This is a genomic window from Kitasatospora sp. RG8 (genome assembly GCF_017813315.1).
Taxonomy (GTDB): Bacteria; Actinomycetota; Actinomycetes; order Streptomycetales; family Streptomycetaceae; genus Kitasatospora.
The window spans coordinates 220,656-235,077 of the sequence record NZ_JAGIYX010000009.1; the positions used below are offsets into that span (position 1 = coordinate 220,656).

The window sequence follows — 14,422 nt, forward strand, 5'->3', positions numbered from 1 at the left end:
CCGAACCGCCCTGCCTTCCAGCCCCGCGCGACCGTTCACGAAATCGCGGCCAGAGCCCGAGAAGCGGCTCCGCCCGCAGTTCCCTGAGGCGCCTCGGTCCGTCCCGGTCCGGAGCCGGCCACAGCGGCCGGCCGTGGCTGCCCATGCGGCTTTCCGGGTGCCTTCCGGATACCCGCAAGTGGGAGACGCCCGGTGAGGGGTATGTCGTCCCGCACGAGATGACCTCGGGACCCGTGAGGAGACCAACGTGTACGCAGCAGTACGGCGGTACGAAGGGGTGACCGACCCCGAGGAGGCGGGCCGCCGAGTAGCCGAGGGCTTCGTGCCTCTTCTTCGCCAGGTTTCCGGGTTCGTGGCCTATTACTGGATCGACGCCGGGGACGGAGTCATGGTCTCCACCAGCGTCTTCGAAGAGGAAGCCGGGGCCGAGGAATCGGTCCGGAGGGCGGCGGACTTCGTGCGGGACAATCTCGCGTCGCTGCTCCCCAACCCTCCCCAGGTCACGGCCGGCCACGTTGTGGCAACCGGCTAGCCGTATTGACCACGAGCCTTGTTGACAGTCGAGGGGCTTGATCATGGCGAAGGCCTCCGGTGCGGTGCAGGTGTCCAGGCACCTCCCCGGGTTGCGGCGGCCGGTGCCTCACCCGGCGATCCCGCCGGCCGGCCCCGCCGGGGCGCAGGCCGGCTCCGGGCGTTCCCGTGAACGGATCCGCGCCGGACGGCGCCGCCTACGACGTTGCGCACGCGGCCAGCGCGGTTCGTGCCAGCCCGCGCAGCCAGGCGTGGGCGTGGTCGGTGTCGTAGCGCTGATGCCACGACAGGTATACGGGTGCCGAGGGTAGTTCGAGCGGGAGGGGGAGCACGGCCAGGCCGAGGTCGGCGACGGCCGGGCGCGTGGTGGCTTCGGGGACGCTGATCAGCAGGTCGGAGCCGCGCGCGAACTCCAGCGCGGCCGCTTCCGTGGGCGCGGTCGCCACCACGCGGCGGGTGAGGCCGAGCCGTGCGAGGGCGTCGTCGAGGGCATTGCTGAGGTTGCCGCGTCGCGAGACGGTGACGTGCTCGGCGGCGGCGTAGTGCTGTGCGGTGACGACGCTGCCGCGGGTGAGGGGGTGCCCCTGCCGCACGACGACGACGAGGCGGGTCTCGCCCACTTTCTCGGCCCGGATGTCCGGTGCGCCCGGGTGGTTGGCGTTTGCCTCCAGGTCGACCTCGCCGCGCCGCAGTTCGGGCGTGTCGACGTTCGACTCCGCGACGAAGCGCAGTCGTACGCCCGGGGCCTGTCCGCGTACGGCCTTGAGCAGCGCGGGGCCGCTCAAGGCGACCAGGGAATCGTGCCAGCGGAGTGTGAACGTGCGCTCCAACGTCGCCAGGTCGAGTTCACGGCTCGGTGCCAGCACCCCCTGGACCTGGTGCAGCAACTCGTGCACCTGTTCCCGGACGGCGATCGCGTACGGCGTCGGGGTCATCGTGCGGCCGGTGCGCACCAGGATCTGGTCCCCGGTCGTGCGACGGATCCGGCCCAGACTCCGGCTCATCGCCGGGGCGGTGACATGCAGGCGCGCGGCCGCCCCGGCCACACTTCCCTCCTCCAGCAGCGCGTCGAGGGCGGCGAGCAGGTTCAAGTCCAGTTGCATGGGAGTCATCCTATGCGTGCTTGACATGCACTTGAAGGTAATGCCGGGGCTGGATACCTTCGACAACCAGAGCGCAGGACGCACCGCACAGCGCGGCCCGACGCCTCATCACCCCTCCACATCCGGGAGTACCGCCATGTCCGAAATGCTTCAGACCACCGACGCCGCTCTCTCCGACGCCGCTCTCTCCGACGCCGACCTGCTCGGCCGGACCGCGGACGCCGTGCGCGCGGCCGGCGCGGCGCTGCGCGAGCGCTTCGGCGAGGTGGTCCGCTACCGGAGCCGCGAGGAACTGATGCGCTCGCTCGCCGCCAACGACGACACGGCCCTCGACATCCTGCGCCCCCGCCTCACCCGCCTGCGCCCTGGCGCAGGCTGGGTGGAGGACGAGCTGGACGGCGGGGCGCTGCCGGCCGGCGAGTGGTGGGTCGTGGATCCGGCCGAAGGCAACGTCAACCACCTGCACGCCCTGCCGGAGTGGGCGGTCACCGCCACCCTCGTGCGTGACAACCAGCCGGTGCTCACCGTGGTCCACCTGCCGCTGACCGGCGAGACCTACACCGCGCTCACCGGCGCGGGCGCCCACCTCGACGGCCGGCCGCTGCACGTCTCCTCCACTGCCGACCTCGGCCTGGGCATCGTGGCCACCAGCCAGGCCCGGCCGGACGAGGACGAGAAGGTCGTGCGGCGCGTCGGCTCCTCGATCACCGCGATGCTCTTCGACGCGCTCGTCGTCCGCACCGCCGTGCCCGCGACCCTGCACCTGGTGAACGTGGCCGCCGGCCGGATGGACGCCTTCTGGCAGTTCGCCGGCGCCCGCGCGGACCTGCTGCCCGGGGCGCTGCTCGTCACCGAGGCCGGCGGACGGATCTCCGACGCCCAGGGCCGCCCCTGGACCCCGCAGAGCGAGAGCTTCCTGGCCGCCGCGCCCGGCGTCCACGCCCAGGCCGTCACCACGCTCTCACGCTGACCGCGCACCACAACCCGAACACACGGAAGGACCGGATCACCATGACCACGATCGCAGTTCTCGGGAACGGCCGCGTCGGCGGCAACCTGGCCGCAGCCCTCGCCCGGGCAGGGCACGAGGTGACCGCGGTGGACCGCGCGCCGGGTGCTGCCGCCGCTGCCGCCCGGACCGCCCGGATCGTCATCAACGCCACCCCGGGCGCCGGTTCGCTGGAACGGCTCGCCGCCCTGCGGGAGGAACTGCGCGGCAAGATCCTCGTCGATGTCTCCAACGCCACCGTCGACGGACCGGACGGACTGCCCGCCGACCTGATCTACCCCGGCTCGAGCCTCGCCGAGCAGCTCCAGGAAGCGCTCCCGCAGACGCGCGTCGTCAAGACGCTCAACACCATGCTCTTCCCGGTGATGACCGCGCCGGCCACGCTCACCCGGGCGCCCGACGCCTTCCTCTCCGGCGAGGACCCGCAGGCCAAGCAGAGCGTCCGCGACCTGCTCGTCGACCTCGGCTGGCGCAAGGAGTGGATCACCGATCTCGGCGGGATCCGGACCGCCCGCGCCACGGAGGCCGCGATACTGTTCGTGCCGCACGTGATCCGGTCCAGCGGATTCGCGCCCTTCGCGATCTCGATCACCCGCTGATCCGCCCAGCGCGCGCCGCGATCCACCCGGAGGACGTCACCACCCACCACCGGGCCTTCCCGCCGCCGCTCGCTGCGGCCCGGCGAGGAGTCCGTGCGTCCACGAGCACTCCTGCATCCGCTGCCCCGTCCTGCGGCCCGACGCCGCCGAGGCGTGAAGCCGCAGGCACCGTCGCGGGGCCCGGACGCCGTGCTCCGCGCTACCGGGCCCGGCGGTCGGGGGCCGGGGTGCGCGGTCGTAGGCGCTCTCCCTGCGGCCCGAACATGATCAGGTATTCGACCGGTCCGCCTGGTCCGGCGTTCGCGACTCCGTGGGCGGTGCGGGTGTCGAACTCGGCCACGTCCCCGGCGCTCAGGACGAGGTCCTGCTCGCCGAGCGCCAGCCACAGCCGCCCGTACAGGACGCACAGCCATTCGTACCCGTCGTGGGAGACCTGCCGCGGCCGCGCCGGCGGCGCGTCGATGGCGGGCAGGACGTGCTTGTGGGCGTGCAGGCCCCCGACGTACCGGGTCAGCGGTAGCACCGCCTTGTCGCTGCCGGAACGCTGCGGCGCCGGGGTGCGCGGTCCGGCCGCCGCGGCGGGTGCGGTGCCGGCCAGCTCGTCCAGGGAGACGTCGTACGCCTTCGCGAGCTGCAGCAGCACCTCCAGGGTCGGCCTGCGCCGGCCGGTCTCGATCCGCGACAGCGTGCTCAGCGAGATGCCGGTCGCGCGGCTGACGCCGGTGAGTGTGGCGCCGTGCTGCTCGCGCGCGGTCCGCAGCCGGGGGCCCATGGCCGCCAGCGTGTCGGCTATGCCGTCGTCCGTCACCGTCACCGTCACCGTCGCCCCGCTTCCTCCGGCCGTGCCGCCTCCACCGCCCTGTCCTGCCAGTTTGCCACGATGGCAAGGGTGTTCGCGTCGCGCGACCGCCGCGCCGCATGATCGGTGGGTAACCGCGGCCGCCCGTGAACCGAGGAGAAGCGATGCACCAGCCCGCGCCGTGCGCCGACCTGCGCCACCGCACCATCGAGGCACCCGCCGGGCGCCTGCACCTGGTCGAGCAGGGCACCGGACCGCTGGTCCTGCTCGTCCACGGCTTCCCCGAGTCCTGGTACTCCTGGCGCCGCCAACTCCCGGCCCTCGCGGCGGCGGGGTACCGGGCCGTGGCGCTCGACGTGCGCGGCTACGGCCGCTCCTCCAAGCCGGCCGCGACGGACGCCTACCGGATGCTCGACCTGGTGGAGGACAACGTCGCCCTGGTGCGCGCCCTGGGCGAGGAGAGCGCGGTGGTCGTCGGGCACGACTGGGGCTCCAGCATCGCGGCGGCCTCCGCCCTGCTCCACCCCGAGGTCTTCCGCGCCGTCGCACTGCTGAGCGTCCCCTACACGCCGCCCGGCGGCCCCCGCCCCACCGACGTCTTCGCGCAGATGGGCGGCGACCAGGAGTTCTACGTCTCGTACTTCCAGGAGCCCGGCCGGGCCGAAGCAGAGATGGAGCCCGACCTCCGGGGCTGGCTCGCGGGCTTCTACGCGGCCATGTCCGCCGACACCATGCCCGCCCAGGGCGAGCCCGACCCGCACTTCGTGGCCCGCACCGGCGGCCGGCTGCGCGACCGCTTCCCCGGCGGCAAGCTGCCCGCCTGGCTGACCGAGGACGATCTCGACGTGTACGCCGGGGAGTTCGAGCGCACCGGCATGACCGGGGCCCTCAACCGCTACCGCAACATGGACCGCGACTGGGAGGACCTCGCCCCGTACGGCGGAGCCCCGATCAAGCAGCCGTCCCTGTTCATCGGCGGCGCCCTGGACGCTTCCACGACCTGGATGGCCGACGCGATCGACGCCTACCCGGCCACTCTCCCGGCCCTGGCCTCCACCCACATCCTGGACGGCTGCGGGCACTGGATCCAGCAGGAGCGTCCCGAGGAGGTCAACCGCCTGCTGGCCGCCTGGCTCGCCTCCCTCCAGGGCTGAATCGGCGGGTGCGCCGGCCGGCCTCCGTCGCAGGAGAACCCCGGCCGGCACACCCGAGGGCAGCGCCCGAACCTCACGCCCGCTCAGCGCCGCGCGTCCCCCGGCACGTTGCGCCGGCCCTCCCCGTCACGAGTGGGCTCTCCAAACCAGTCAGACCGTCACGCCCGGTCTGCTTCTCATCGTGGAGCCAAGGCCGCAGGCAGAGTTGGCCGTGAGCGCAGGGCCGGTTGGCACTCAGCGCGGATCTCCGGCCCCCAGCGCCTCATACTGGCCCTACGGCCGGACAAGGGGTGCAACCACAGGGGGACGGCGTGACGGAGTCCGCGGGTTTCGGGTGCGAGGCGTGCTGTGCCGATGTGGCTTTGGTGGCGCGGGCGCACCACCAAAGCCACATCGGGGTCCGGCTCGAGAAGATGATCCAGGACGACTCGCACTTCATCGTCTCCGTCCGGCGCTGCAGCCTCTGTTCGCAGGCCTTCGTGAGCGTCTTCACCGAGTACGTCGACTGGGCCGCCTCGCAGGACGCGCAGTACCGGACCCTGCTGCCGATCACGGACGCCGAGGCGGACGACCTGATGGCGGGGCGGCTGAGTCCGCACCGGGCCGGCGCCCTGGGGCGCGGCCGCCGCCATCTGCAAAGCGACTGGCCGAGCGAGGCCGACGAGCCGTCCGTGTACTGGGACAGCGGCGTGTTCGAGGTGCGCGAGGGCTACTGACCCGGCCGGGGCCCGGGCCCCGAACTCCAGGTACTGACGCCCGGCCCCCGCCGCGACCTCGACGCTCAACGCGGGCACACCACCCGCCGATCATGAACCGAGACCATGAGCTCCCTCTGACAACCCGGTCGCCTGCCAGTGCCAGGCGGACAATCTCGATGCTCGGGAGCCGCCCGTTCGGCGAGGCTGCGGTAGGCCGCCGCCGAGGGCATCGATTACGCCGCGAAGGGGCCGTCGGGAGGCGGGGAGGGGGCGGGGAGCCGGTTGGGCCTGTCCTGGTCGTGGTCGGGCGGGTGCATGCCGGCTGCAGGGTCAGGGAGCCGTCGGCGTTCAGGGCGCCGGCACGCCCCGGCGTCGGGGGCTCTGCCGGAAGGGCCGGGCAGGCGACGGCCCCACCGGCCAGGTGACCGTCACGTGCCCGGGGGCCGTCAACGCCCGCGCCCCCGGCCGGTCGGGGCGGGCACGCCCAGACCACCCGTGTCCCGGGTGCTGGACGCCTTCGCCCGTCGGGCCGAATGCTCCGGCCGGTGCGCGGGCCGGACCCGCCGAGGCATCGAGGGGAACCGGGCAAGCTGCAGGCTCGTCATCACAGGTGGCGGGGTTCCCGACAGCCGGGGGCGCGGAGGTGGGCCCGGATGGGGTTCTTCGAGCAAGGGCCGGGCTGGTGGCGGGCGCTGCGCCTGCGGCGGCGGATCATCGCCCTTGTCGTCGGCGGCGCCGTGGTCCTGGGGACGGTGCTGGCCGTCGTGCTCACCGTCGGCCAGGGAGGCTCCCCGGAGCGCACGGGGACCGGCCCGCCGCCCGCCGGGCCGCCTGTCGCCGGGCCGCCTGTCGCCGGGTCGGCCCCGTCGGCCCCCGCCGCCCCCGGTGGCGTGTCACCGCTCACCGGGCTGCCGGGTGACGCGGGCCGGGTCATCGCCGTTAAGATCGACAATGCCGCCGCCGCCCGGCCCCAGACGGGTGTGAACGCGGCCGACGTGGTCTACGCGATCGAGGTCGAGGGCGGCCTCTCCCGGCTCCTGGCGGTCTACGACTCGAACCACCTGCCCGCGGGCGACCGGATCGGCCCGGTGCGCAGTGCCCGGGAGACCGATCTGCCCCTCCTGCAGCAGTACGGGCGTGTGGACTTCGCGTACTCCGGGGCGCAGACCGCGTTCCTGCCGGATCTGGCCCGGGCCGATGTGTTCAACTGCTCGCCGCAGCAGGACAATTCGTTCTTCCGTGGGCATTGGAACGTGCCGCCGTTCAACCAGTACGTGGTGCCGTCCGGGATTCTGCACCACTTCCCGGACGCGGCGGTGGCCCGGGACGTCGGGTTCCGCTTCGGCGACGCACCGGCCGGCGGAGTCCCGACCGGCTCGTTCACCGCGCGAATGCCCGCGGCCTCGTTCACCTTCACCTGGTCCGCCGCGGAGGGCAGGTACCTGGTGGCGGTGGACGGCATGCCGGCCATGACGACGGACGCCGGGCAGATGGGCGCGCCGACGGTCGTGGTGCAGAAGGTCGCCGAGACCACGTCACCGCGCGGGCTGGTCGATTCCTTCGGGCACGTGCTGCCGTTCGCCCCGACCGTCGGCAGCGGCGACGCGGTCTTCCTGCGGGACGGCGCGGCGTACCGGGGCAGCTGGTCCCGGCCCGATGCCGCCGCCGTCACGGAGTTCAGGTACGCGGGCGGGCAGATGGCCTTCCACCCCGGGCAGGTCTGGATCGTCCTCGAACCTGCGTGAGGCCGGGCAGCCGGCGGCTGAGGTCGACCCGGGTCCGTTGCCGGGCAGCCGGGATGACCCTGGAGAACATCCAGCAGGCCCTGCGAACGCGACCGGTACGCCGACGCCGGAGACGAGGCCGGCGTCGCCACCGCGGCGACCATCCGCGCAGGGTGGCAGCGCCTACGCGGCCACACCGCCGAAACCCGCGCCGAGCGCCACGACCCCGACCACGCACCGCCCTCCAGCACGCGCTGCACCGTGAGCGCCACCGTCGCGACGTCGCCGCGTTCCCCGCCGAGGCTGCCCACCAGGCCCGCCAGACCACTGACGCCGCACATCGCCGCCTCGTCGGCATGTTCCGGTTCGGCCGGGATCAGGCGGGGCGGACGACCCGTAGGTACGCCGGGCGCATTGTGCTGCTCCTGGCCGTCGTGGGACGGTCCTCGGCAGCTCATGTGCAACTTGCATTTCAATGGATAACTTCCTTCACTTCAGACACAGAGCGGGAATTTATAATTCCATTTCTCGGAGGATGGGGTGTCCGCATTGGGATGTTATTTCGTGACCTCTCACCCTGGCGTGCTCAATTCAAGCTCAAATTCCAGGAATCTGATTGCCCCTGATTGGATCGGCTGACAACATTCAACGTGTCCGGAAGATCCGGGTACGAAATCACTCGGAGGGGACATCAAAATGCGGAAGGCGATTTCTCGAATTGCATGCGCGGTGGCAGGCGTGGGGGCGATGGTCGCACTGGCGGCGCCGCAGGCCCAGGCGGCGCCCGTGACCGGCTCGCTGCCGGTGCCGGCGACGACGGCCGAGCTTCCGGCGGGCGCCGTGCCCGGCCACTGGACCATCGACCGCAAGACCCCCGTGGTGAAGGTGTCGGACGCCGCGCGGGTCACGCTGCCCCAGGAGTCGCAGAGCGCCACGACGGACGACCCGTACACGCAGGTCCGCAACGCGCGCTACGCCGGACAGGTCTGCGGGACCGGCCGGGTCGACATGGTCACCGGCCCCGGCCCCATGACGCTGACGCTGTCCCAGAGCAGGGCGGTGGCGAGCACGTGGTCGGCGAGCGTGTCGATCTCCCCGTGGAAGGTCTCCAGCACCGTCGGATTCAGCGTCACCGACACCGCCACGAACACCGAGTCCGGCTCGTACCCCGTCCCGGCCGGCCAGTTCGGCTACCTGGAGGCCTACCCGCTGTACGACGTCTACAACTACGACATCTACAACGTCGCCGTCGGCGATCGCTACGTCGGCGGTGGGAGCGCGCAGCACCCGGTAGGCTACTGCTACAACGCCTGGGTCAACTAGGAGACTTCAGCACATGCGGCGATCCAGCCGGTTCGTGGGCGCGGTGGTGCTCCTTGCCTCCGCCGCGCTCGCGGCCGCGTGCACCAGTAGCGGGAAGGCGCCCCAGGCGGAGGATGCCCCCTGGGCGCTGGACGGCCTGGCCGCCACCTCGGCCGGCCTTCCCATCCAGGGCAGCGTCGACGCCCCTCCCGCCAAGGGCGTGGCCAAGATCCTCGGCGTCGCCGAGGTCGCGGGCACCAATGTGGTCCTCGCCGTCAGGAACGGCAACTGCCAGGTGTCGCTTCTGCCGGACCGGCTCACCGAGCCGACCACCACCGCTCCCGCCTCGGTCGGATCGCAGCGCCCCGCAGCCGGCGGCGTGTTCTCGGACAGCCACCAGGAATTCCCCGGCAATGTTCTCGCCGGGAAATACACTCAGGCATCCGCCCAGATTTCCCCCTTCAAATTCACGGCCGTCGGCTGCTCCGAAAAGGCGATGGTCGCCAGAATAGAAGGAGTTGGGGAATCGGTGGAGATCCGGAATAAGGCCGGGGATTCATTGAGGTCCTGGCGCGAGGGCCAGGACGCGGTGCTGACCGTCGGCGCTCCCGAGGCAGTCAGCCGACCTTCCCCGTCTGGCACCGGCTCCTGAAACAAGAAGGATCTTCTGAGGGCGCTCACACCCGGTGGGCGCCCTCAGCGGTACGTGATGCCACTGGTCGGGACGGACTCTCCGGTCAGTCCTGCAGCGATCCCGCGCCTACCGGACAGGACCGGCTTCCTCCAGCGCGGCGCGCGGCCGGGTGAGTCCGGCTCCGACCTTGGCCAGCATCTGGCCGAGGAGGTGGAGGGCTCGTGCCCGTGTCGGCACTCCGCGCGCTGTTCCCGTCCGGTAGGCGTCGGTGAGCTTCTCGGTCACCGTGAGGGTCCGGTCGTCGTCCTGGGCGGCCAGCACGAGGACGAACCGCACGTAGTCGCCGATGTCGGTGCCCTGGGGGTGCTGGTGCGTGAGGCCCTGCAGGCGCGGTGTCAGGGCGGGCGGGGTGCGGTCCGCCGGGAAGACGACGGCGAGGCCGGCGAGGGCCAGCCGAACTGCAGGGCATTCGGCCGACCGGCGGGTCAGCAGATCCGGGGTGTAGGACTGGACCGCCCTGCGGGCCCGGGCCTCGCTGTCGGGATCGGCGTGTTGCGGGGTGGCCGGCCAGGTCTCGGCGAGGTGGCGCTCGGCGACGGTGGCAGCCCTGAACAACAGGTGGACGGCTTGGAACCGGTGGCGGGCAGGAATCCGGTCGTCGACGGCGAGGGCCGCGGGCAGGACGAGGCCGTCGGCGGTGGCGGGCCGGCAGGTGTCCTGGTGGAGAATCTCGTTGTAGAAGTCGCCGAGGAAGCTCCGGTCGTCCCAGAAGGGGTCGATCCCGGCGTCGAACAGCATCGCCGCCTGGGGTGGCCTGCGGCCCGGCAGGCGGTCGGCGATGACGTCTTGGAAGAGCTGCCGGATCGGCGGACCGGAAGCAACCGCGTCGTGCCCGGTCTGCTCGGGTTCGGCGTGCGTGTCCATGGCCGGCGCAGCCTACTGGAGCATCCCGGGCCGACGGCCCGTCGTCTCGGCGGGAGTTGGCAGGTCGTCGGCCCGGAGTCTGCAGTGGCCAGCCGGCCTTGGCGGGCACTTCGGTCTGCGCCCGGGTGCTTGGCCATCGCTCCGACGGAGCCGCCCACGGGCGACCAGCTCCCGGAGGCAGAGGTGACCGCGGAGGCCACCAGGACCATGCGCGAGCACCTCTTGACGAATCCAGCAGGTGGCGGCAGCGGTGAACCGGCAGCCGAGCTCCGGGCGGCCCGCGCCCTGTCCAACGAACCGAACCGCTTCCTGCCGGTTCAGACTGTGCCGGCGGGTGGTGAGCGCGGCAGACCGAGGTCTTCGACGCCACCGATCCCACCCGGCACCTCGGTTCGGCCGACCCGGCCGACCGGGCCGACCGGGCCGGCGGGCTCGAAGGGCTGTGGGTCCGCTTCTCGTCCGCCGCACCGGCGCCGGACGATGCTCGTCAGGTCAGCCCAGCGATGCGCTCGCCGCACGCAGTTCGTCCAGGGCCGCCAGGGTGTACCCGGCGAGCTCGTCCTCGGCGCCACGGTCGTCCTCGGCCCATTCGGCGTACCCCCGCTTGAAAGCGAGGACGCCCAGCTCGCCCGCGAGGGCCGCAGTCGGATCGGGTACGCCGCGGGCGACCAGGGCGGTTGTCATCGCGGCCGCGAGACTGACGGTCTTGAGGGTGTCACGCTCTTGAAGCTCGGCGCTGGCGGCGACGGCCGCCTTCAGGCGGGGGGCGAGCTCGCGACTCCCGGGGCCCATCGCGGTCGAGGCGCGCTCGAGACCGGCAGCGACCGCCTCGAGCGGGCTGGCGTTACCGGGCGCGTCGGCGATCCCCTCGGCCAGCAGCCGGCTCAGCGTCTCCTGCCCGGCGACCAGCAGCTCGCGCTTGTCGGGGAAGTGCCGGAAGAAGGTGCTCTTGGTGACCCCGGCACGCTCGGCGATCTGCGCGACCGTCGTGGCGTCATACCCCTGCTCCGTGAACAGGTCGACCGCAGCCACGACAAGGCGTTCACGCGCACCTGGTTCCCATCGACCCATGGGTTCAGCATATGCGATGGGACTCTTGTCCCGTCATCCTGCTAGGGTGATGGGACAAGAGTCCCATCACTTTGGGAGGGTTCCCATGCGCGTCTTTGTCACCGGCGGCACCGGCCTGATCGGTTCCGCCGTCGTCGCCGAACTCCTCGGCAACGGCCACACCGTCCTCGCGCTCGCCCGCTCCGATGCCTCCGTGCAGGCCGCCGAGGCAGCCGGCGCCGAGCCGCTGCGGGGAGGCCTCGCCGATCTGGAGGTCCTGCGCTCCGGCGCCGCCCAGGTCGACGGGGTGATCCACCTGGCCTTCGGCAACGACTTCAGCAGCCCCGAGGCCCTCGCCGGGAACGTCGCCGAGGAGACCGCCGCCCTCACCACCCTCGGCGAGGAGCTCGTCGGCAGCGACCGCCCCTTGGTCACCGTCTCGGGTACGCCCTGGGTGCCGGGCCGTGCCTCCACCGAGGCCGACCCGGTGCCGACCGACGGGCCGGTCGGCGGCCGCGGTCGCACGGTCACGGCGGTCCTGGGCCTGGCCTCCCGCGGGGTCCGGAGCACGTCCGTACGCCTGCCGCGCACGGTTCACAACAAGGGCATGGGCGGGTTCGCCGGTCTGCTGACCAACATCGCACGCCAGAGCGGGATCTCCGGCTACCCCGGCGACGGCACACAGCGCTGGCCCGCCGTCCATGCGCTCGATGCGGCCGTTCTCTTCCGGCTCGCCCTGGAGCAGGCGGAGGCCGGTAGCGCCTGGCACGCCGTGGCCGACGAGGGGGACAGGGTAGGGGACATCGCGGCCGTCATCGGCCGACGGCTGGGCGTGCCGGTCGAGTCGGTGCCGGAGGAGACCTACGGCCCGCTCGGCCCGATCTTCACGGCCGACCAGCCCTCGTCCAGCACCCGCACCCGGCAGGCGCTCGGCTGGGAGCCGAAGCACCCCGGCCTTCTGGAGGACCTGGAGAACATCCAGCCCTGACGGGCGACCGACGATCGGGGCGGACCCGCTGCCGACGCTTCACGTTGGCGGCGGGAAACCCTCACCCATGTCATTCGCGACCGACCGTCTCCCCGCAGCGACATCTCGTACCCGCACATCCCGCGGGCCACGCGCTCCGGCTCCCGACCTGTTCCCCGCGCCATCGCCGACGACCAGGCCCGCCGGCGCCGGTCCGCCACCCGCGTGGCGGCGACACATCTCGCACGACCCGCGCCAATGCGGCAATTCATGTTCACGACAAGTAGGAGGTTTCATCATGCCGGCAGTCGTCTTCGGCGCTCGCGGTAACGTCGGTCGTCATGTGGCCGACGGCCTGCTGGTCGCCGGCGAGCAGGTCAGAGCAGTCAGTAGGATCCCAGCCGCGGGCTTGACGCCTGGGTGCGAAGCAGTCGTCGCCGACCTGGGGCGTCCCGAGACGCTGCCCGCAGCGCTCGACGGTGCCGACAAGGTGTTCCTGTACGGAATGCTCGACCCCCAGAAGCCCTACGACATCGAGAAGGTCGCTGCGGCGGCCGCCACCGCGGGGATCCGGCAGGTGGTCCTGCTCTCGTCGGTGTCGGTCGTCCTGGACCCCGACGCCGGCCACCCGGTCGCCCGCTTGAACCGCACGATCGAGCAGGCCGTCCAACGGTCCGGCATGGACTGGACGTTCCTCAGGCCGGGGACATTCGCGACCAACACCCGCACCTGGTGGGCCGAATCGATCCGTACCGACAACGTCGTCCGCCTTCCCTATCCGCTCGCACAGTCGGCACCGGTGCACGAGAAGGACATCGCGGCGCTGGCGGTGACCGCCCTGACCGAACCGGGCCACTCGCACCAGACCTACACCGTCTACGGGGCCGAGTCCCTGACCCTGCAACGCCAGGTCGAGCACATCGGCGAGGCCATCGGCCGTCATATCCGGGTTGAGCACATCTCCGAGGAGCAGGCCCGCGCGGAAGTCGCCAGAACAATGCATCCGGTCGTGGCCGAGGCGATCGTGAGTCAGTGGGCCGCCGCCGACGGCGTCGTGGCCGTGACCTCCGCCATCGCCGAAAAGATCACCGGCGCTCCCGCACGCACCTACGCCCAGTGGGCCGTCGACCACGCCGACGACTTCCGCTGAGCTTGTCGTGCTGACCGGCCGTACGGGGCCCGGCCTGCTCGGCACTCTGGTTTCCCCCGCCCTGGCCACAGTGGTGGAACGCGCAGCGGCGCACCCACCCGGCCATGTCTCCACGACGCGCAGGACGGGGTTGACCGTGTCTGTCCTCCAGCCGCCAGACCGCCATTCCTCCTCGCCCCCGCACCGGTCCCGTCACCCGACCCTCGGTGGCGCTGAAGGCGACACCCCCCTGCCACCCCTCGAAGGGGCCGCCGGGCCCCGGGCCCCGCGGACGCCCCCCTTTTCGGCGGTCGGCGGTCGGCGGGCCTTCCCGTTTCCCCGTGCTGCGCCCGGCCGCCCGGGGCGGCCCGCAGGGAAGCCGGAAGGCCCGCTGCCACTGCTGCGCCCCGTGCCCGGGGGAGGGGGTTCTTGCCGGTGGATTCCGGTAGCGAGTCAGTGCATAACGTCACGTTACAGCTGAAACCCTTCCCGAGATGTGGGTGTTTTCCGGCCTGGCCGTACTGGTTGGCGGGGCTGGTGCGTGTCTTGCGGGCACGGGTTCTCCGGGCCCCTGCCGCACTGCCCAACGGCCGGCGGACGCCGCGACCCCGGAACGGTGCGAACGGGACCGGCAGAACGGGACCGGCAGAACGGCCCCGGGTGCTGCTTCGTTTGCCGGGGCCGGGATCTGACGGTGGGAAAGGTCCGGCAGATCCTCGCCGCGCTCGAGCCGGTGCGGTACCAGGACAGCATTGACGAGGCGACCGCGCCGGTCGCGTAGTGCGTTGCGGCTGTCCTG

The 14,422-nt window shown here is 72.2% G+C and carries 14 protein-coding genes; 10 read left to right on the forward strand and 4 right to left on the reverse strand.

Annotated elements, in window-relative coordinates:
* Positions 1–247 precede the first annotated feature (247 nt).
* On the forward strand, positions 248–532 hold the full coding sequence (locus J5Y04_RS16765) for a hypothetical protein (protein WP_209412822.1): 285 nt from the start codon (positions 248–250) through the stop codon (positions 530–532).
* A gap of 196 nt (positions 533–728) precedes the next feature.
* Here J5Y04_RS16765 and J5Y04_RS16770 read toward each other — a convergent pair whose 3' ends face one another.
* Positions 729–1,634, reverse strand: a complete 906-nt coding sequence (locus tag J5Y04_RS16770; protein ID WP_209412823.1) for a LysR family transcriptional regulator — start codon at positions 1,632–1,634, stop codon at positions 729–731.
* A gap of 136 nt (positions 1,635–1,770) precedes the next feature.
* Between J5Y04_RS16770 and J5Y04_RS16775 the strand changes: the two genes are divergently transcribed.
* Positions 1,771–2,604 (forward strand): 3'(2'),5'-bisphosphate nucleotidase CysQ, encoded by an 834-nt coding sequence (locus tag J5Y04_RS16775; protein ID WP_209412824.1) that lies wholly within the window; start codon positions 1,771–1,773, stop codon positions 2,602–2,604.
* Positions 2,605–2,645: 41 nt separating this feature from the next.
* The gene (locus J5Y04_RS16780) at positions 2,646–3,242 is read left to right on the forward strand and encodes an NADPH-dependent F420 reductase (RefSeq protein WP_209412825.1); all 597 of its coding nucleotides are present in this window, start codon (positions 2,646–2,648) and stop codon (positions 3,240–3,242) included.
* 199 nt (positions 3,243–3,441) lie between these two features.
* Here the strand turns inward: J5Y04_RS16780 and J5Y04_RS16785 are convergent, their stop codons facing one another.
* A complete protein-coding gene (locus J5Y04_RS16785; RefSeq protein ID WP_209412890.1) occupies positions 3,442–4,014 on the reverse strand; it encodes a helix-turn-helix domain-containing protein in 573 nt (190 codons plus the stop codon).
* A gap of 191 nt (positions 4,015–4,205) precedes the next feature.
* Here J5Y04_RS16785 and J5Y04_RS16790 point away from each other — a divergent pair, with 191 nt between their 5' ends.
* The 5 genes from J5Y04_RS16790 to J5Y04_RS16810 all read left to right on the forward strand — a co-directional run bounded on the left by J5Y04_RS16790 (position 4,206) and on the right by J5Y04_RS16810 (position 9,571).
* Complete coding sequence (locus J5Y04_RS16790) at positions 4,206–5,195, forward strand: alpha/beta fold hydrolase (RefSeq protein ID WP_209412826.1); 990 nt, start codon at positions 4,206–4,208, stop codon at positions 5,193–5,195.
* Positions 5,196–5,608: 413 nt separating this feature from the next.
* Entirely contained in the window at positions 5,609–5,911 is a 303-nt protein-coding gene (locus tag J5Y04_RS16795) for a hypothetical protein (RefSeq protein ID WP_209412827.1), read from the forward strand.
* 635 nt (positions 5,912–6,546) lie between these two features.
* A complete protein-coding gene (locus J5Y04_RS16800) occupies positions 6,547–7,638 on the forward strand; it encodes a DUF3048 domain-containing protein (protein ID WP_209412828.1) in 1,092 nt (363 codons plus the stop codon).
* A gap of 708 nt (positions 7,639–8,346) precedes the next feature.
* Positions 8,347–8,940, forward strand: coding sequence for a hypothetical protein (locus J5Y04_RS16805; RefSeq protein WP_209412829.1), 594 nt, complete (start codon positions 8,347–8,349; stop codon positions 8,938–8,940).
* A 13-nt stretch (positions 8,941–8,953) separates the two neighbouring features.
* On the forward strand, positions 8,954–9,571 hold the full coding sequence (locus J5Y04_RS16810; protein WP_209412830.1) for a hypothetical protein: 618 nt from the start codon (positions 8,954–8,956) through the stop codon (positions 9,569–9,571).
* Between the two features lie 108 nt (positions 9,572–9,679).
* Here J5Y04_RS16810 and J5Y04_RS16815 read toward each other — a convergent pair whose 3' ends face one another.
* Positions 9,680–10,477: a hypothetical protein gene (locus J5Y04_RS16815; RefSeq protein WP_209412831.1), complete on the reverse strand. Its 798-nt coding sequence runs from the start codon at positions 10,475–10,477 to the stop codon at positions 9,680–9,682.
* A 492-nt stretch (positions 10,478–10,969) separates the two neighbouring features.
* Positions 10,970–11,548, reverse strand: a complete 579-nt coding sequence (locus J5Y04_RS16820) for a TetR/AcrR family transcriptional regulator (RefSeq protein ID WP_209412832.1) — start codon at positions 11,546–11,548, stop codon at positions 10,970–10,972.
* An 85-nt stretch (positions 11,549–11,633) separates the two neighbouring features.
* Here J5Y04_RS16820 and J5Y04_RS16825 point away from each other — a divergent pair, with 85 nt between their 5' ends.
* Complete coding sequence (locus J5Y04_RS16825; RefSeq protein WP_209412833.1) at positions 11,634–12,515, forward strand: SDR family oxidoreductase; 882 nt, start codon at positions 11,634–11,636, stop codon at positions 12,513–12,515.
* Between the two features lie 277 nt (positions 12,516–12,792).
* The gene (locus J5Y04_RS16830) at positions 12,793–13,644 is read left to right on the forward strand and encodes an NAD(P)H-binding protein (RefSeq protein ID WP_209412834.1); all 852 of its coding nucleotides are present in this window, start codon (positions 12,793–12,795) and stop codon (positions 13,642–13,644) included.
* Positions 13,645–14,422: the final 778 nt, after the last annotated feature.

Excerpts from the sequence above, each read along its gene's own strand:
- J5Y04_RS16825 (WP_209412833.1), top strand. The coding sequence starts at position 11,634 with ATGCGCGTCTTTGTCACCGGCGGCACCGGCCTGATCGGTTCCGCCGTC.
- J5Y04_RS16775 (WP_209412824.1), top strand. The coding sequence starts at position 1,771 with ATGTCCGAAATGCTTCAGACCACCGACGCCGCTCTCTCCGACGCCGCT.
- J5Y04_RS16790 (WP_209412826.1), top strand. The coding sequence starts at position 4,206 with ATGCACCAGCCCGCGCCGTGCGCCGACCTGCGCCACCGCACCATCGAG.
- J5Y04_RS16780 (WP_209412825.1), top strand. The coding sequence starts at position 2,646 with ATGACCACGATCGCAGTTCTCGGGAACGGCCGCGTCGGCGGCAACCTG.
- J5Y04_RS16830 (WP_209412834.1), top strand. The coding sequence starts at position 12,793 with ATGCCGGCAGTCGTCTTCGGCGCTCGCGGTAACGTCGGTCGTCATGTG.
- J5Y04_RS16820 (WP_209412832.1), bottom strand. The coding sequence starts at position 11,548 with ATGGGTCGATGGGAACCAGGTGCGCGTGAACGCCTTGTCGTGGCTGCG.
- J5Y04_RS16815 (WP_209412831.1), bottom strand. The coding sequence starts at position 10,477 with ATGGACACGCACGCCGAACCCGAGCAGACCGGGCACGACGCGGTTGCT.
- J5Y04_RS16795 (WP_209412827.1), top strand. The coding sequence starts at position 5,609 with ATGATCCAGGACGACTCGCACTTCATCGTCTCCGTCCGGCGCTGCAGC.
- J5Y04_RS16785 (WP_209412890.1), bottom strand. The coding sequence starts at position 4,014 with ATGGGCCCCCGGCTGCGGACCGCGCGCGAGCAGCACGGCGCCACACTC.
- J5Y04_RS16770 (WP_209412823.1), bottom strand. The coding sequence starts at position 1,634 with ATGCAACTGGACTTGAACCTGCTCGCCGCCCTCGACGCGCTGCTGGAG.
- J5Y04_RS16800 (WP_209412828.1), top strand. The coding sequence starts at position 6,547 with ATGGGGTTCTTCGAGCAAGGGCCGGGCTGGTGGCGGGCGCTGCGCCTG.
- J5Y04_RS16810 (WP_209412830.1), top strand. The coding sequence starts at position 8,954 with ATGCGGCGATCCAGCCGGTTCGTGGGCGCGGTGGTGCTCCTTGCCTCC.